The 17,912-nt window shown below is 69.7% G+C and carries 14 protein-coding genes; all 14 read left to right on the forward strand.

Going from position 1 to position 17,912, the window contains the following annotated elements:
- Positions 1 to 62: 62 nt before the first annotated feature.
- The 14 genes from DDE13_RS08575 to murC all read left to right on the forward strand — a co-directional run bounded on the left by DDE13_RS08575 (position 63) and on the right by murC (position 17,831).
- Positions 63 to 860 carry a glycoside hydrolase family 19 protein gene (locus DDE13_RS08575; protein WP_222626059.1) on the forward strand — a complete coding sequence of 266 codons (798 nt, stop codon included), beginning with the start codon at positions 63 to 65 and terminating at the stop codon, positions 858 to 860.
- 85 nt (positions 861 to 945) lie between these two features.
- Entirely contained in the window at positions 946 to 3,300 is a 2,355-nt protein-coding gene (locus DDE13_RS08580; RefSeq protein WP_111403523.1) for an ATP-dependent helicase, read from the forward strand.
- Between the two features lie 99 nt (positions 3,301 to 3,399).
- Complete coding sequence (locus DDE13_RS08585) at positions 3,400 to 3,780, forward strand: response regulator (protein WP_162630919.1); 381 nt, start codon at positions 3,400 to 3,402, stop codon at positions 3,778 to 3,780.
- Between the two features lie 864 nt (positions 3,781 to 4,644).
- Positions 4,645 to 5,157 carry a division/cell wall cluster transcriptional repressor MraZ gene (locus DDE13_RS08590; protein ID WP_111403447.1) on the forward strand — a complete coding sequence of 171 codons (513 nt, stop codon included), beginning with the start codon at positions 4,645 to 4,647 and terminating at the stop codon, positions 5,155 to 5,157.
- Complete coding sequence (gene rsmH, locus DDE13_RS08595) at positions 5,154 to 6,134, forward strand: 16S rRNA (cytosine(1402)-N(4))-methyltransferase RsmH (protein WP_111403449.1); 981 nt, start codon at positions 5,154 to 5,156, stop codon at positions 6,132 to 6,134. The genes DDE13_RS08590 and rsmH overlap by 4 nt, the downstream gene beginning before the upstream one ends.
- Before the next feature lies 1 nt (position 6,135).
- Complete coding sequence (gene ftsL, locus DDE13_RS08600) at positions 6,136 to 6,495, forward strand: cell division protein FtsL (protein WP_111403451.1); 360 nt, start codon at positions 6,136 to 6,138, stop codon at positions 6,493 to 6,495.
- Positions 6,492 to 8,315, forward strand: a complete 1,824-nt coding sequence (locus tag DDE13_RS08605; protein WP_235868643.1) for a peptidoglycan D,D-transpeptidase FtsI family protein — start codon at positions 6,492 to 6,494, stop codon at positions 8,313 to 8,315. The genes ftsL and DDE13_RS08605 overlap by 4 nt, the downstream gene beginning before the upstream one ends.
- Before the next feature lie 7 nt (positions 8,316 to 8,322).
- Positions 8,323 to 9,819 carry a UDP-N-acetylmuramoyl-L-alanyl-D-glutamate--2,6-diaminopimelate ligase gene (locus DDE13_RS08610; RefSeq protein ID WP_394340292.1) on the forward strand — a complete coding sequence of 499 codons (1,497 nt, stop codon included), beginning with the start codon at positions 8,323 to 8,325 and terminating at the stop codon, positions 9,817 to 9,819.
- Entirely contained in the window at positions 9,816 to 11,258 is a 1,443-nt protein-coding gene (locus DDE13_RS08615; RefSeq protein WP_111403453.1) for a UDP-N-acetylmuramoyl-tripeptide--D-alanyl-D-alanine ligase, read from the forward strand. Before DDE13_RS08610 ends, DDE13_RS08615 begins: the two co-directional genes overlap by 4 nt.
- A complete protein-coding gene (mraY, locus tag DDE13_RS08620) occupies positions 11,258 to 12,343 on the forward strand; it encodes a phospho-N-acetylmuramoyl-pentapeptide-transferase (protein ID WP_111403455.1) in 1,086 nt (361 codons plus the stop codon). Before DDE13_RS08615 ends, mraY begins: the two co-directional genes overlap by 1 nt.
- 139 nt (positions 12,344 to 12,482) lie before the next feature.
- Entirely contained in the window at positions 12,483 to 13,892 is a 1,410-nt protein-coding gene (gene murD / locus DDE13_RS08625; RefSeq protein WP_111403457.1) for a UDP-N-acetylmuramoyl-L-alanine--D-glutamate ligase, read from the forward strand.
- Positions 13,893 to 14,128: 236 nt separating this feature from the next.
- Positions 14,129 to 15,295: a peptidoglycan glycosyltransferase FtsW gene (locus DDE13_RS08630; RefSeq protein ID WP_111403459.1), complete on the forward strand. Its 1,167-nt coding sequence runs from the start codon at positions 14,129 to 14,131 to the stop codon at positions 15,293 to 15,295.
- A gap of 23 nt (positions 15,296 to 15,318) precedes the next feature.
- Entirely contained in the window at positions 15,319 to 16,386 is a 1,068-nt protein-coding gene (locus DDE13_RS08635; protein WP_111403529.1) for a UDP-N-acetylglucosamine--N-acetylmuramyl-(pentapeptide) pyrophosphoryl-undecaprenol N-acetylglucosamine transferase, read from the forward strand.
- Between the two features lie 44 nt (positions 16,387 to 16,430).
- On the forward strand, positions 16,431 to 17,831 hold the full coding sequence (gene murC, locus DDE13_RS08640; protein ID WP_111403461.1) for a UDP-N-acetylmuramate--L-alanine ligase: 1,401 nt from the start codon (positions 16,431 to 16,433) through the stop codon (positions 17,829 to 17,831).
- The last annotated feature ends 81 nt before the right edge of the window (positions 17,832 to 17,912 follow it).

Raw genomic sequence — 17,912 nt, forward strand, 5'->3', positions numbered from 1 at the left:
CGGTTTGGAAGATCGCCCGGGCCTGCTATGATCACGTCATGTCGGTTGCGGGGCGCACGAAAATGTCGGTGAAAACAGCGATCATGGCCGTGGCGGCATCGGCCCCCGTGGGGGAGGCCGCGGCGTCCGCATGGGCCGCCAGCGCGGAAACCCTGCGGCGGCTCGGGGCCACCAATGACGAAAGGCTGGCTGCCATCTTCGGGCAATGTGCCCATGAATCGGGCGGTTTCCTGCACCGGTTCGAGAACCTGAACTATTCGGCGGCGGCCTTGCGGCGGGTGTTTCGCAAGTATTTCCCCGCGGGCGATTACGATGCCTTCGCCCGCCAGCCCGAGAAGATCGCCAACCGGGTCTATGCCAGCCGGATGGGCAACGGCCCGCCCGCGTCGGGCGATGGCTGGCGGTATCGCGGGCGTGGCTACATCCAGTTGACCGGGAAGGACAATTACACGCGCTTTGGTGCGGCTATCGGGGTGGACCTGGTCCGCGACCCCGACCGGGCGGCGGATCCGGCCGTCGCGTGGCAGATCGCGGTGCGCTACATGGCGACCCGGCGGCGCGCGGGCCGGACGCTGCTGGCTTGGGCCGACCTGCGCGACGACGAGATGGTGACGGAGGGGATCAACGGCGGCCAGCACGGGTTGCTGGACCGCCAGATCCGCACGGCGCGGGCGTTGCGGGCGCTGACCGGCGAGATCCCGGTGATCGAATGGCAGCGGCTGTTGCTGGGCGCGGGGTTCGAGCCGGGGCCGATCGACGGGCTGATGGGGCCGAAGACGCGCGCGGCGCAGGCCGAGGCGGCGGCACGGTTCGGGGCCGAGGGCGCGGCGCTGCTGGAGCATCTGCGCGCGGTGGGGTGATCCGCGCGGAATTTGCGCGGAATCGTCGGGAACATCTCGGGAACAAGACTTTGCAAGCGCGGCGGCTTGGCCTATGGTCCTGCCCATGACCCTGCCCCATGACGATCCCGGATTTTCCGAAGCCCCCATGCCCCTGTCGCGCCGCGCCATGATGGGGGCGCGGCCTGCGCCCTATCTGGACGGGCTGAACCCCGAACAGCGCCGCGCGGTGGAAACGCTGGATGGCCCGGTGCTGATGCTGGCGGGCGCGGGCACCGGCAAGACCCGCGCGCTGACGGCGCGGATCGCGCATCTGCTGAACACCGGCACCGCGCGCCCGAACGAGGTGCTGGCCGTGACCTTCACCAACAAGGCCGCGCGCGAGATGAAGGATCGCGTGGCGGGGCTGCTGGGGCAGGGCGCGGACGGGTTGCCGTGGCTGGGCACGTTTCACGCCATCAACGCGAAACTGTTGCGGCGGCACGCGGAACTGGCCGGGCTGAAGTCCAACTTCACGATCCTCGACACCGATGACGTGGTGCGGCTGCTGAAGCAGGTGATCGCCGCGCGCAACATCGACGAGAAGCGCTGGCCGGCGCGGGCGCTGGCGTCGATCCTCGATGGCTGGAAGAACCGGGCGTGGACGCCCGAGAGTGTTCCGGTGGCGGAGGCGTCGGCCTTCGACGGGCGCGCCGTGCAGCTTTATGCCGATTACCAGGAGCGGCTGCGCACCCTGAACGCCGTGGATTTCGGCGATCTACTGCTGCACATGGTGCGTGTGTTCAAGGCCCATCCGGACCTGCTGGAGCGATACCAGCGATGGTTCCGCTACATCCTCGTGGACGAGTATCAGGACACGAACGTCGCGCAATACCTGTGGCTGCGGCTGCTGGCGGGCGGGCATCGCAACATCTGCTGCGTGGGCGACGACGACCAGTCGATCTATGGCTGGCGCGGGGCCGAAGTGGGCAACATCCTGCGCTTCGAGAAGGATTTTCCCGGCGCGGCGGTGATCCGGCTGGAACAGAACTACCGCTCCACCGGCCATATCCTTGGCGCGGCGTCAGGCGTGATCGCCGGCAATCGCGGGCGGCTGGGCAAGACCCTGTGGACGGAGGCCGCGCAGGGCGACAAGGTCCGGTTGATCGGCCATTGGGACGGCGACGAGGAAGCCCGCTGGATCGGCGAGGAACTGGAAGCGATGCAGGGCGGGTCGCGCGGGCATGCGCCGCGGTCGCTGGACGGTTGCGCGATCCTCGTGCGGGCGTCGCACCAGATGCGCGCCTTCGAGGACCGGTTTTTGACCATCGGGCTGCCCTACCGGGTCATTGGCGGGCCGCGCTTCTATGAGCGGCTCGAGATCCGGGATGCCATGGCCTATTTCCGGCTGGTGGTCAGCCCGGCGGATGACCTCGCGTTCGAGCGGGTGGTGAACACGCCCAAGCGCGGCTTGGGCGACAAGGCGGTGCAGAAGATCCAGGTGGCCGCACGGGCCAATGGCGTGCCGCTTGTGGAGGGCGCGAAGCTGTTGCTGCGGGCGGGGGAGTTGATCGGGAAGGGGAAGACGGAACTGACCCGGTTCCTTGAGAATCTCGGGCGATGGCACGCCGAGGTGCTGGGGGACCACGACCATATCGCGCTGGCGGAGCGGGTGCTGGACGAGTCCGGTTATACGCCGATGTGGCAGAACGACAAGACGCCCGAGGCGCCGGGGCGGCTGGAGAACCTCAAGGAACTGGTGAAGGCGCTGGAAGGGTTCGAGAACCTGCAAGGTTTTCTGGAACACGTCGCGCTGATCATGGACAACGAGGCCGAGGCGGGCGGCGAAAAGGTGTCGATCATGACCCTGCACGCCGCGAAGGGGCTGGAATTTCCCGCCGTTTTCCTGCCGGGCTGGGAGGACGGGCTGTTCCCGTCCCAGCGGTCCATGGACGAAAGCGGTGAGCGGGGGCTCGAGGAGGAACGCCGCCTCGCCTATGTCGGCATCACGCGGGCGGAAGAGCTGTGCACGATCTCGTTCGCGGCGAACCGGCGAGTATACGGCCAATGGCAGTCGCAGATGCCGTCGCGTTTCGTGGACGAACTGCCCGAGGCGCATGTGGACGTGCTGACGCCGCCGGGGCTCTATGGCGGTGGCTACGGGGCCGCAGCGGGATCGACACTGGAATCCGCGGCGGCGTCGGCCAATGTCTACAACTCGCCGGGCTGGCGGCGGTTGCAAGCGGGTGTCGGCGCGCGCAGCATGTCCCAGCCACGCGAAGCGCGGAGCCTGACCATCGATGCGCAGGCGGTCAGCGCGTATTCCAGCGGCGACCGGGTATTCCACCAGAAGTTCGGCTATGGCACCGTGACGGGCTGCGAAGGCGACAAGCTGGCCATCGATTTCGACAAGGCCGGGGCGAAGCATGTGGTGGCGCGCTTCGTCACCGACGCGGACGAGGTGGACAACATACCGTTCTAGATACATGTTTTCGTGATCGCTGCCGGGGCTGGTCACGGCTTGGCGGTTCGGCTATGCGTGTTTTCAGCCCGCAACGTTTTGCCGCATCGGAGCCATGTCTTGAAATATCTGATCGTCGAGGATGACCCGAATCTGCGGCTTTTGTGGCGCTCCGTGCTGGCGGACCTGGGTCATGACGTGCACGAGGCGGCGACGATCGACGATGCCCGAGCCGCGCTGGCGGCGGGCGACGTGGATGTGATGGTACTGGATCTCTATCTCGGGCGGGACAACGGGCTGACGCTGGCATCCGTGGCGCGCGACAGCAATCCGCGATGCCATGTCATCATCGTGACCGGTGCCGCGGATGTGCGTGCGTCCGACCTGCATGCGCAGATCCCGGCGATCGCATCGGTGCACCGCAAGCCCGTGGATATCGAGGATCTGATCGCCACCTGCGCGCGGCTCGATTGCGACGGCGACCGGGCCGCCAGTCTCTGACACGATCTTGCATGCGGCATGGCGCGCGCTGGCCCCAGGGGCAAGCGCGCCACGCCCTGCCTTTTCGTGGCATTTTCGCGTTGGGCAGAAAAAAAGGCGGTGACACCAGGGAGGAGGAGGGTGCCACCGCCAAACACAGAAGACCCAGGGAGGAGGAGGGGCCTTCTGATCTCGGGCTTCCGAAACCACCCTTCGGTGTAATTTCCATCAGCCGTTGAAATAAAGATAGCACGATGCTGCAGATGCACAATCGGCTTATCGCGCAATGCTGCCATGCAGAAATTGCATATGTTGCGGATGCGTTCCCCGCACGGCGCCGGGGTCTTCACCGATCCGCCCTGTCCCGCGGCATGGAACCGCGTGGTTCCGTCGGTCTCCGCCTCTCACGGCGGTGTGATTCGCCCGCTTCGGCGTCCCGCTGGCCGTGAATATCCATGAATGTCCTGATCCTGCGTGCCGTGACCGCTGACCGCCGTGACGGCGCCTTGCGGCTATGTCGCGTATGGAGGCGCGTCGCTAACAATATCTTGTGTTGGGTTGGTCGCCATCACAGCGGGTGGTGCCAAGTTCCGTCAAAATCCATAAATTCCCCTTGATTGGCATGAAGCACCATGGCATCAAGATGTCACGAAGGAACGATCTGGGCCCGCAAGGGCTTCAAAAGAAAAATAGGCAGGTTTCTACAGGCAGATCGCATCCTCCGGACGACGACAGAACGAGCCCCGCGCGCCCGAGCAGTCCCCAAGACATGCGCAGCGGAGGCCACCCCGAAGAGGGACAAGGCAAACGGCGGGATAAGCGGTGGCAGCGGCTTTTCCCGCCGTTTCCACGTTTCACGTCTTGGGGCGCGCAGGGACCGGGGCAGTGAAGCGGGCATTTCGGGGCGAAATCACCCAGAAGGTGGACGGCAAGGGGCGCGTGTCGATCCCGGCCAAGTTCTGCCGGGTGCTGGAGACCTGCGATCCCGACTGGTCCGAGGGCAAGCCCGCGCAACTGTTCCTTGTCTATGGCGACAAGCGGCGCAGCTTCGCCGAGGGCTATACCGCCGAAAGCATGGCCGAGATCGCGGACATGATCGCCAACGTCCCGCGCGGCACGCCGCGGCGCAAGGCGCTGGAGCGTGCGTTTTTCACGGATACAGAGGATCTGGCTGTCGATGCGTCGGGCCGGATCGTGTTGCCGCGCGCGGTGCGCGACAAGCTGGGCCTGACCGGCGATGGCGAGGCCGTCTTTTGCGGGACGGGCGACCGGTTCCAGCTCTGGAACGCGTCGGCCTATGGGGCGGCGGATCGCAGCGCCGAGGATGCGGTACTGGACGAACTGGGCGATGCCGATATCACCGAATTGCTGAACGGCGACTGGGGCGGGGGCGCATGACGGGCGCCGCGCCGCACATGCCGGTTCTGCTGGCCCCGATCCTGCGGCTGGCCGCCCCGGTGCAGGGCGTGTGGATCGACGGGACCTTCGGCGCGGGCGGCTATGCTGTGGGTCTGCTGGGGGCCGGGGCCGCGCGGGTGATCGGCATCGACCGCGACCCCTTGGCGCGCGAACTGGCGGCGCCCCTGCTGGACCGCTACGGCGACCGGCTGGCGCTGGTGACGGGTGTGTTTTCCGACCTCGATAGCGTGGCGGACGAACCGGTGGACGGGGTCGTTCTGGATCTCGGCGTGTCGTCGATGCAGCTTGACCGCGCGGAGCGGGGCTTTTCCTTCCTGCGTGACGGGCCGCTCGACATGCGCATGTCGCAGGACGGGCCGTCGGCGGCGGATATCGTGAACACAGCCCCCGAGGCGCTGCTGGCCGATATCCTGTATCAATACGGCGAGGAACGCGCGTCGCGCCGCATCGCCCGGCGCATCGTGTCCGCGCGCAGCGAGGCGCCGATCACAACAACGGCGGCGCTGGCGGGGCTGGTCGAGTCGTGCCTGCCGCGCCCCAAGCCGGGCCAGAGCCACCCGGCGACCCGCAGTTTCCAGGCGCTGCGCATCGCGGTGAACGACGAATTCGGCGAACTGGCCGCGGGGCTGGAAGCGGCGGAGCGCGCGCTGGCCCCCGGCGGGGTGCTGGCCGTGGTCAGCTTTCATTCGTCGGAAGACCGGGTGGTGAAACGGTTCCTCGCGCTGCGGTCGGGCCGGGCGGGGCGGGGCAGCCGCCACGCGCCTGCGACGGACGAAACCGCACCGCGCTTCGTGCCGGTCCGGACCGGGGCCGTTGCGCCCGACGCCGACGAGCTGGCCGCGAACCCGCGCGCACGGTCGGCCAAGCTGCGGATCGCGCGGCGGACGGCGGCACCGGCGGGTGCGGTGGACCGCGCGGCACTGGGGCTGCCGCCGCTGGTTCTGGAGGGAACGTGACATGCGCGTGCTGATCGGGATGTTTCTGGGGGCGATGGTGCTGGGGCTCGCGTTCTGGGCCTATCGCGAGAACTACACCACGCGGGCGGCGCAGGCGGAATTGCGCGCGATGCAGCGCGAGATCGGCGCTTTGCAGGAAGAGTTGCGGATGCTGCGGGCGGAATGGGCGTTTCTCAACCGGCCCGAACGGCTGCGCGCGCTGGTGGCGCTGAATTTCGACCGGCTGGGGCTGCTGCCCATGACGCCCGATCATTTCGGCGCGATCGACCAGGTGGCGTATCCTGCGCCGGAGCCGATCCTGTCGGCGCTGGAGGCCGCCCGCGACCGCGATGCCGCCGACGAGGGGGAGGCCCGCCCGTGACCGGCCCCGGATCCGACCTGCACGACGCCCCCGCGCCGCGCCGCCCGCTGCGCCCGCTGGCGCGCATCCTGCGGGCCCGCGACCGGGGCGAGAACCCCGACCTGATCGAACGCGCCAACCGCGCCGAGCGGCATGACCATATCCGCGACCGTGCCCGCCGCCGGGCCGAGGGGCGGCTGCTGGTGCTGGGCCTGTTCTTCGTGGCGGCCTTCGGCACGGTTGCGGTGCGCATGGGCACGCTGGCCAGCTCGGACCCGGCCGAACCCGTGCTGTCCGCGGGCGGGGCATCGATCACCAGCGCGCGCGCCGATATCGTGGATCGCAACGGGCGGCTTCTGGCGACGAATGTCGTGACGAGCGCGCTTTATGCCCATCCGCACGAGATGGTGGACATTCCCCACGCGGTCCGCGAACTGGCGCGCGTCTTTCCGGGCCGGAGCGAGGCCGACCTGACCGCGCTGCTGACCAGCGGGCGGAAATTCGTCTGGATCGAACGAACCCTGTCGCCCGAACAGGTGCAGGCGGTGCACGATATCGGCGATCCGGGCCTGCTGTTCGCCGCGCGCGAGATGCGGGTCTATCCCAACGGTCCCCTGGCCGCGCATATCCTGGGCGGCGTGCGCTACGGGCGCGAAGGCGTGCAGGCGGCCGAAATCCTCGGGGTCGCGGGGATCGAAAAGGCCTTCGATGACCGGCTGAGCGACCCGGCCATGCTGGCCGACCCACTGCGCCTGTCCATCGACCTGACCGTGCAGACCACCATGCGCGAGGTGCTCGAAGGCGGCATGAAGCTGTTTGCCGCCAAGGGCGCGAGCGGCGTGATGATGGATGCCCACACGGGTGAGATCGTCGCGATGGTGTCGCTGCCGGATTTCGATCCGAACCACCGCCCCGCTCCGCTGACCAGCGGCGATCAGGCCGACAGCCCGCTGTTCAACCGCGCGGTGCAGGGGGTCTATGAACTCGGGTCCGTGTTCAAGATCTTCCCCGTGGCGCAGGCGCTGGACGAAGGGCTCATCACCCCCGACACGATTATCGACACGCAAAGTCCGATGCGCGTGGGCCGCCACCGGATCAGCGACTACCGCAACTACGGGCCGGAACTGACCGCGACGCGGGTCATCGTGAAGTCGTCGAACGTGGGCACCGCACGGCTGGCCCGCGAACTGGGCAGCGAGAAGCAGCGCGAATTTCTCGGGCGGCTCGGGTTTCTCGAACCGACCTCGGTCGAACTGGTGGAGGCGCCGGGCGCCAAACCGCTGCTGCCGCGCAACTGGGGCGAGATCGAATCGATGACGATCTCCTATGGCCATGGGCTGTCGTCATCCCCGCTGCATCTGGCGGCCGGGTACGCGTCGCTGCTGAACGGTGGCACGAAGGTCGCGCCGACCCTGCAACGCCGGGACGGGCGCAGCCTCGGGCCGCGCGTGGTGTCGGAGCGGACCTCGGCGCAGGCGCGCGCGATGCTGCGCAGCGTCGTGACCGAGGGCACGGCCAGCTTCGGCGATGTGGCGGGCTATGAGGTGGGCGGCAAGACCGGCACTGCCGACAAGCCTGCCCCCAACGGGCGCTATTACGATGACCGGGTGCTGGCGACCTTCGCGGGCGTTTTCCCCGCGAGCGACCCCGAATACGTCTTCGTCGTGACCTTCGACGAGGGGCACGAGATCGTGAATGGCGAGCCGCGCCGCACCGCGGGCTGGACCACCGTTCCCGTGACCGCCGAACTGATCCGCCGCACGGCGCCGCTCCTCGGGGTGCGCCCGGCGATTGAACCCGTCGTGCAATCCGGGCTACGGGAAGCGCGCAACGGCAGATGAAGGGGACATGACCATGCGGGCAGATCACGCGATACGCACACTGGCGGCGCTGGGTCTGCATGCGCAGGGCGGGCAGGAGGCGCGGGTCACCGGACTGTCGGTGGACAGCCGCGCCGTCGCCCCCGGTCACCTCTTCGCGGCCCTGCCCGGCGCGCGGGTCCATGGCGCGGCCTTCGTTCCGGCGGCGCTCACGGCGGGGGCGGTAGCCGTACTGACCGATCGCGCCGGGCTTGCGCTGGCCGAGGATGCGCTGGCCAGCAGCGGCGCGGCCGTCGTGCTGGCCGAGGATCCGCGGCAGGCACTGGCCTATGCCGCGGCCCTGTGGTTCGGCGCGCAGCCCGAAACCGCCGTCGCTGTCACCGGCACCAACGGCAAGACCTCCGTCGCCAGCTTCGCGCGCCAGATCTGGGCCGTGCTGGGGCGGGAGGCGGCGAATCTCGGCACCACGGGGGTCGAAGGCGCCTATGCCGCGCCCCTGGGCCACACGACACCCGACCCGATCACGCTGCACCGCCACCTGGCCGCCATGGCAGGCGCGGGCGTCACCCATCTGGCGATGGAGGCATCGTCCCACGGGCTGGACCAGCGCAGGCTCGACGGCGTGCGGCTGGCGGCGGCGGGGTTCACGAACCTCACGCAGGATCACCTCGATTATCACGGCGACATGGAAAGCTATTTCGCCGCCAAGGCGGGGCTGTTCGACCGGGTGCTGGCGCAGGACGGGATCGTGGTCGCCAATGTCGACGATCCCTACGGCGCACGGCTGGCCGATGCCGCGACGCGGCGCGGGCAGGAGGTCATCGGCGTCGGCCGCGATCCGGGCGCGCGGCTGCGCATCGATGGCGCACGCTTCGACGCAACGGGGCAGGATCTGCGATTCGGCTGGCAGGGGCAGGCGTACCAGACCCGCATGGGGCTGATCGGCGGGTTCCAGGCCGCGAACGTGCTGGTGGCCGCGGGGCTGGTCATCGCGGGCGGCGAGGACCCGGAGGAGGTCTTCGCCACCCTGCCGCGCCTGACCACCGTGCGCGGGCGGATGCAGCTTGTCGCCACCCGCGCCAACGGGGCGGCGGTTTTCGTCGATTACGCCCACACGCCCGATGCCATCGCCACGGCCCTGACCGCCCTGCGCCCGCACGTGATGGGCCGCATCGTGATCGTCTTCGGGGCGGGCGGCGACCGGGACCGCGGCAAGCGCGTGCTGATGGGGCAGGCGGCGGCGGATCATGCCGACACGGTGATCCTGACCGACGACAACCCGCGGCGCGAAGACCCCGCCGACATCCGCGCCATGGTCCGCGATGGCTGTCCCGGCGCGTGGGAGGTCGGCGACCGGGCCGAGGCGATCCTGCGCGGCGTCGATGCCGTGGGGCCGGGCGATGCGCTGCTGATCGCGGGAAAGGGGCACGAGACGGGGCAGGTGATCGGTGACGACGTGTTTCCGTTCGACGATGCCGAACATGCCTCCGTCGCGGTGGCGGCGCTGGATGGGCGGCCCGCATGACCGCGCTCTGGACAGCCGCCGACGCGGCGGCGGCGACCGGCGGACAGGCGCGTGGCGACTGGGCGGTGACGGGCCTCTCCATCGACAGCCGGAGCATCGCGCCGGGGGAGATGTTCGTCGCCCTGAAGGACGCGCGCGACGGGCATGATTTCGTGGCCGACGCGCTGGCAAAGGGGGCGGCCTGCGCGATCGTGTCCCGCGTGCCAGACGATGTGCCCGCGGACGCGCCGTTGCTTGTCGTGGACGATGTGCAGGCGGGGCTGGAGGCGCTCGCCCGTGCCGCCCGCGCCCGGACCCGTGCCCGCGTCATCGGCGTGACCGGATCGGTCGGCAAGACCTCCACCAAGGAGATGCTGCGCTGCGCGCTGGCGCCCTTCGGGCGGGTCCATGCGGCCGAACGCAGCTTCAACAATCACTGGGGCGTGCCGCTGACGCTGGCGCGCTGCCCGGCGGATGCCGATTTCGCCGCGGTCGAGATCGGCATGAACCATCCCGGCGAGATCGCGCCGCTGGCACGCCTCGCGCGCCCCGACGTGGCGCTGGTGACCATCGTGGCCGCGGCGCATCTGGAGGCGTTCGCCGACGGGCTGGACGGCATCGCACGGGAAAAGGCGTCGATCTTCTCCGGGCTTGGCGCGGACGGCGTCGCGGTGCTGAACGGCGATCTGCCCACCACGCCGATCCTGATCGACGGCGCGGGGGGCCGCACTGTCCTGCGCTTCGGCGCCGGCACCCATGATCTGGAGGCGCGGCTCTACGACCTGACCGTGACCGCCGACGCGACCAGGTTCAACGCGCGTATCGCGGGCGGTGTCGCCCTGCCGGTGCACCTGTCCACGCCGGGGGGCCATTTCGCCATGAACGCGCTTGGGGCGCTGGTCGTGGCCGAGGCGCTGGGCCTCGACCTTCCGGCCGCCGCTGCGGGGCTGGCCGCGTGGCAGCCGCCGGGCGGGCGCGGCACCCGCGAACGGGTCGTGCTCGACGCGGGCACAGGCGCGGGGTTCGACCTGATCGACGATGCCTACAACGCCAATCCGACCTCGATGGGGGCCGCGCTGGCGGTGCTGGCTGCGGCCCGCCCCAGCCCCAATCTCGGGCCCGGCGGGCGGCGCGTGGCGATCCTCGGCGACATGCTGGAACTGGGCGAGACCGAGGCTGCGCTGCATGCGGGGCTGGCCGGCCACCCGGCGATGGCGGCGGTGGACACGGTGCATTGCGCCGGGCCCCGCATGGCGCATCTGTGGGCCGCATTGCCGCCCGCGCGGCGGGGCCTGCGGGCCGACACGGCGGCGGCGTTGGGTGCGGACCCGGAGGCACTGGTGCGCGCGGGCGACGTGGTGCTGGTGAAGGGATCGCTCGGTGCGCGGCTCGGGCCGCTTGTGACTGCGCTCAGGAACATGGGGGCCGCGGCCCCGGAACAAGACGGGACCCCGGACTGATGCTTTACTGGCTTGCCGCACTTTCGGACGGGGGGGATGTCTTCAACCTCTTTCGCTACATCACCTTCCGGGCGGGGGGCGCGTTCTTCACGGCGCTGATCTTCGGGTTCCTGTTCGGGCGTCCGCTGATCGACCTGCTGCGCAGCCGGCAGCGCCACGGCCAGCCGATCCGCGACGATGGGCCCGAAGGGCATCTGCTGACCAAGGCGGGCACGCCCACCATGGGGGGGGTGCTGATCCTCGGCGCGCTGGTGGTGTCCACGCTCCTGTGGGCGCGGCTCGACACGCCGTATATCTGGATGGTGCTCGCGGTCACCATGGGCTTCGGCGCGATCGGCTTCGCCGACGACTATGCCAAGGTGACGAAGAACAATCACAAGGGCGTGTCGGGGCGCACCCGCATGGCGCTGGGGCTGGTGATCGCCGCCGCGGCCGGGGGATGGGCGATGTGGTTCCACCCAGCCGATCTGACGGGGCAGCTGGCCTTTCCGCTGTTCAAGACGGCGCTGTTGAACATGGGGCTGATCTTCGTGCCCTTCGCCATGATCGTGATCGTGGGGGCGGCGAATGCCGTGAACCTCACGGACGGGCTCGACGGGCTCGCGATCATGCCGGTGATGATCGCGGCCTCCGCCCTTGGCGTGATCGCCTATGCGGTGGGGCGGGTGGACTTTTCCACCTATCTCGATGTGCATTACGTGCCCGACACGGGCGAATTGCTGATCTTCGTGGCGGGGCTCGTGGGCGGGGGCTTGGGCTTTCTGTGGTACAACGCGCCGCCTGCCGCAGTCTTCATGGGCGATACCGGCTCGCTGGCGCTGGGCGGCGCGCTCGGGGCCATCGCGGTCGCCACGAAGCACGAGATCGTGCTGGCCATCGTCGGCGGGCTCTTCGTGGTGGAGGCGCTGTCGGTCATCATCCAGGTCGCGTATTTCAAGCGCACCGGCAAGCGGGTGTTCCTGATGGCGCCGATCCACCACCATTTCGAGAAGAAGGGCTGGAAGGAAAGCCAGATCGTGATCCGGTTCTGGATCGTGTCGCTGATCCTCGCGCTGATCGGGCTCGCCACGCTGAAGATCCGCTGAAGGTGATCTTGCGGACCTGCGCTACGCGCAGGATTCGACATCCCCATGTCCGTGCTTGCGCACGGCCACGGGACCCGCCGCCCGGCTTGACCCTTTGTTCGTTGCGGGCGACAGGTGCGCGTGCATCAAGGAGGCGCCAATGATCCCCGTTCCCGGTTTCGAAGATCAGGTCGTGGCGGTGCTCGGCCTCGGGCGGTCCGGCCTCACGGCGTTGCGCGCGCTGGCGGCGGGCGGCGCGCGCGCGGTGGGCTGGGACGACGGTGCCGAGGGCCGCGCGCGGGCGGAGGCCGAGGGGCTGTCGCTGCGGGACCTCACGCGGCCCGGCGCGCTCGACGACGTGGCCTGCATCGTGACCTCGCCGGGCATCCCGCATCTCTATCCGCACCCGCACCCGGTGCTGCGCGCGGCCTACGACCTCGGCGTGCCGGTGGACAACGACATCGGGCTCTTCTTCCGCGCGGCCGCGCTGTCGGACTGGCTTGACCATGACCAGCCGCCGCGGGTGATCGCGGTCACGGGCAGCAACGGCAAGTCCACCACCGCCGCACTCATCCACCACTGCCTGACCGTGTCGGGACGCCCGGCGCAACTGGCGGGGAATATCGGACGCGGGGTTCTCGACATCGACCCGCCCGGGGACGGGTCCGTGGTGGTGCTGGAACTGTCGTCCTACCAGACCGACCTCGCACGCGCGCTGACCCCGGACGTGGCCGTCTTCACGAACCTCACGCCCGATCACCTGGACCGCCACGGCGGCATGGGCGGCTATTTCGCGGCCAAGCGGCGGCTTTTCGCCGAGGGCGGGCCCGACCGCGCGGTCATCGGCGTGGACGAGGACGAGGGTCTGTTCCTCGCCGGGCAGATGGCCGAGGCGGTGAGCGACCCGCGCGTGATCCGCGTGTCCGTGACCCGCAAGCTGGCGGGCACGGGTTGGGCAGTGCATGCCCACAAGGGCTGGCTGGCGGAAACGCGCAAGGGACGGCAGATGGCCAGCATCGACCTGCGCAGCATTCCCGGCCTGCCGGGCGTGCACAACCACCAGAACGCCTGCGCGGCCTACGGGGCGCTCCGGGCGCTGAACATGGCGCCCCGCGCGATCGAGGCGGGCTTGCGCAGCTTCGCGGGCCTCGCCCATCGCAGCCAGACGGTCGCGACGCGGGGCGGGGTCACCTTCGTCAACGACAGCAAGGCCACCAACACCGACAGCGCGGCGCAGGCGCTGCGGGCGTTCAGCCGTATCCGCTGGATCGCGGGGGGGCTGGGCAAGGACGGCGGCATCGCGGCACTGTCCGGCGATCTGGACAATGTGGTGAAGGCCTATCTCATCGGCCATTCGGCACGGGATTTCGCGCTGCAACTGGGCGACGTGCCCCACGCCCTGTGCGACACGCTGGAGCGCGCCGTGGCACTGGCCTCCGCCGAGGCCGAACCGGGCGACACCGTGCTGCTGGCCCCCGCCGCCGCCAGTTTCGACCAGTTCCCCGATTTCGAGAAGCGGGGGGAGGCGTTCATCGCGGCGGTCGCCGCGCTCGATGCGGCGCAATCATAGCTCCTGCGCGACGCGGCGCAGGCCCGTCCGCCACAGGGCAATGAACCGGGCGCACCGCCGCGCCGCACAGGCTGCGGCGCCTTCTGCCGCCCCACGTGCCCTTTCTCTGGCGTGGCGCGCCGCTTTGCGGTAGCCTTTCAGTGGGATGCCAGGATTACACGGGCACCGCATGAGACGACGAGCACAGGACACCCCGCGCCCGCGAACGCGCGGGCCAGATAAACAGGCACACGCGCATGACGGAAATGGTCCATGGCGCCGCCCCGGTTTCCGTGGGCGAACCGCTTCTTCCCAAATGGTGGCGCACCATCGACCGCTGGACGCTTCTGTGCGTCTGCGCGCTGTTCGGGATCGGGCTGCTCCTGGGCTTTGCCGCCTCGCCTCCGCTGGCCGACCGCAACGGGCTGCCGCCCTTCTTCTATGTCCAGAAACAGGCGATCTTCGGCGCGATGGCCTTCGTCGTGCTGCTGGGCTGTTCCATGCTCACGCCGCGGCAGGTGCGGCGCTTCGGCGTGCTGGCCTTCGTGCTGGTCTTCATCGCCCTCTGCCTGCTGCCCGTCTTCGGCACCAATTTCGGCAAGGGCGCGGTGCGCTGGTATTCGCTCGGCTTCGGGTCCTTTCAGCCGTCCGAGTTCCTGAAACCCGCCTTCGTGATCCTCGCCGCCTGGCTGATGGCGGCATCGCAGGATCTGGATGGCCCGCCGGGGCGGCTGATATCCTTCTGCGTGACGCTCGGGCTGGTCGCGATCCTCGTGCTGCAACCCGATTACGGACAGGCGAGCCTGATCCTCTTCGGCTGGGGGGTGATGTATTTCATCGCCGGGGCCCCGTGGCTCTTGCTGATCGGCATCGCGGGGGCGGTCGTGGCCGGGGGGGTCTTCGCCTATAACGCGTCGGAACACGTGCAGCGCCGGATCGACGGTTACCTGGCCACTGACATCGACCCCAACACCCAGATCGGCTATGCCGCCAACGCCATCCGCGAGGGCGGCATCTTCGGCGTCGGCGTGGGCGAGGGGGAGGTGAAATCCTACCTCCCCGACGCCCATACCGATTTCATCATCGCCGTCGCGGCCGAGGAATACGGGCTCGTGCTCGTGCTGCTGGTTGTCGTGCTCTACGCCATCGTCGTGCTCCGGGCGCTTGCGCGGCTGTTGCGCGAACGCGATCCCTTCGTGCGCTACGCGGGCGCGGGGCTTGCCTCGGTGCTGGGGATGCAGGCGATGATCAACGTGGGCGTGGCCGCGCGCCTGCTGCCGACGAAGGGGATGACGCTGCCCTTCGTGTCCTATGGCGGCAGTTCCGTGATCGCGGCGGGGATCACCGTGGGGATGCTGCTGGCGCTGACCCGGACCCGCCCGCAGGGCCGGATCGAGGATCTGCTGCGCCGGCGGGGCGGCTGACCGGCGTGGCGCGGCTTCTGGTCATGGCGGCGGGCGGCACGGGCGGGCACATGTTCCCCGCGCAGGCGCTGGCCGAGGTCATGCTGGCCCGCGGCTGGCGGGTGAAATTGTCCACCGACGATCGCGGCGCGCGCTACGCGGGCGGCTTTCCGGACGCGGTGGACATCGATCGGGTCGCATCGGCCACCTTCGCGCGGGGCGGGGCGCTTGCCCGCGCCGCCGTGCCGCTGCGGATCGGTGCCGGGGTGCTGTCGGCCATGGCCGCCATGCTGCGCGACCGGCCCGCCATGGTGGTGGGTTTCGGCGGCTACCCGTCCATCCCGGCCCTGTCGGCGGCCTGGGCGCTGCGCCTGCCGCGCATGATCCACGAACAGAACGGTGTGCTGGGCCGGGTCAACACTGCCTTCGCCCGGCGCGTCCATACCGTCGCCTGCGGGACATGGCCCACCGCGTTGCCCCCCGGCACGGCGCACGAGGTCACGGGCAACCCGGTGCGCGCCGCCGTGCTGGCACGCGTCGCGGCGCCCTATATTCCGCCGGGCGACTATCCCCTGAGCCTGCTGGTGATCGGCGGCAGCCAGGGCGCGCGCATCCTGTCGGACATGGTGCCCGACGCAGTCGCGGCGCTACCCGAAGCCGTGCGCACCCGCCTGCGCGTGTCGCACCAGGCCCGCGGCGAGGACGAGGCCCGCGTGCGCGCCACCTATGCCGACCACGGCATCGACGCCGACGTTCAGCCCTTCTTCACCGACCTGCCCGCCCGCATGGCCGAGGCGCAGCTGGTGATCTCACGCGCAGGCGCATCCTCGGTCGCGGACATCTCGGTCATCGGGCGCCCGTCGATCCTGATCCCCTTCGCCGCGGCCACAGGCGATCACCAGACGGCCAACGCGCGCGGGCTGGCCGAGGCCGACGCGGCCATCGTCATCCCCGAAAGCCGGCTGAATCCCGCCGATCTGGCAGGGCACATCGCGTCGGTTCTGCAACACCCCGACGCAGGCTCGCGCATGGCGGCTGGCGCGCGCGACGCGGGTCGTCCAGACGCGGCCGAACGGCTGGCCGCACTGGTGGAACGGCTCGCAAATCCATAACAACGGCAGGCACGGACAGGCAGATGAAACACTGGGAAGCACGGATGAACGCGGCAACGAAACTGCCCCTCGAACTGGGCGCCATCCATTTCGTCGGCATCGGCGGCATCGGCATGTCCGGCATCGCCGAGGTGCTGCTCAACCACGGCTACCAGGTGCAAGGCTCCGACCTGAAGGCGTCCAAGATCACCGACCGGCTCGCCGGGCTGGGCGCGAAGATCTTCACCGGCCAGGCCGCCGAGAACCTCGCGGAGGCCGAGGTCGTCGTGATCTCGTCGGCCATCAAGCCCGGCAACCCGGAACTGGACGAGGCCCGCCGCCGCGGCCTGCCCGTCGTGCGCCGCGCGGAAATGCTCGCCGAGCTCATGCGCCTCAAATCCAACGTCGCCATCGCGGGCACCCACGGCAAGACCACGACCACCACCATGGTCGCCACGCTGCTGGATGCGGGCGGGATCGACCCCACCGTCATCAATGGCGGCGTCATCCACGCCTACGGCTCCAACGCGCGCATGGGGCAGGGCGAATGGATGGTGGTCGAGGCGGACGAAAGCGACGGATCCTTCAACCGTCTCCCCGCCACCATCGCCATCGTCACGAACATCGACCCCGAACACATGGAACACTGGGGCGATTTCGACCGCCTGCGCGACGGCTTCTACGACTTCGTCTCCCGCATCCCCTTCTACGGCCTCGCCGTCCTGTGCACCGACCATGCCGAGGTGCAGGCGCTCATGGGCCGCGTCACCGACCGCCGCGTGCGCACCTACGGCTTCAACGCGCAGGCCGACGTGCGCGCCATCAACCTGCGCTACGACCGCGGCGTGGCCCATTTCGACATCCGCCTCGCCTACGAGGACACGGTCATCGAAGGCTGCACCCTGCCCATGCCCGGCGATCACAACGTCTCCAACGCGCTCGCCGCCGTGGCAGTCGCCCGCCATCTCGGCATGAAACGCGACCAGATCCGCGACGCGCTCGCCGGCTTCAAGGGCGTCAACCGCCGCTTCACCAAGGTGGGCGAGGTGAACGGCGTCACCGTCATCGACGACTACGGCCACCACCCCGTGGAAATCGCCGCCGTCCTGCGCGCCGCCCGGCAGGCCAGCACCGGCCGCGTCATCGCCGTGCACCAGCCGCACCGCTACTCCCGCCTGCACAGCCTCTTCGACGACTTCTGCACCTGCTTCAACGACGCCGACGTGGTGGGCATCGCCGAGGTCTTCGGCGCGGGCGAGGACCCGATCGACGGCGCCACCCGCGAAGGTCTCGTCGCCGGCCTCATCGCCCACGGCCACCGCCACGCCCGCGCCGTCGTGTCCGAGGACGATCTCGAACGGCTCGTGCGCGAACAGGCCCGCCCCGGCGACATCGTCGTCTGCCTCGGCGCGGGCACCATCAGCGCCTGGGCCAATGCCCTGCCCGCGCGGCTCGAACGCGCCTGACCCGCGCAGCGGTTGCATCCCGCCGGATCGTTCTTACGTGCTATGTTCGACGCAGCCGGGACGCACCGGCCCCGCGCCGCC

Source organism: Meridianimarinicoccus zhengii (genome assembly GCF_003254465.1).
GTDB classification, from domain to species: Bacteria; Pseudomonadota; Alphaproteobacteria; order Rhodobacterales; family Rhodobacteraceae; genus Meridianimarinicoccus; species Meridianimarinicoccus zhengii.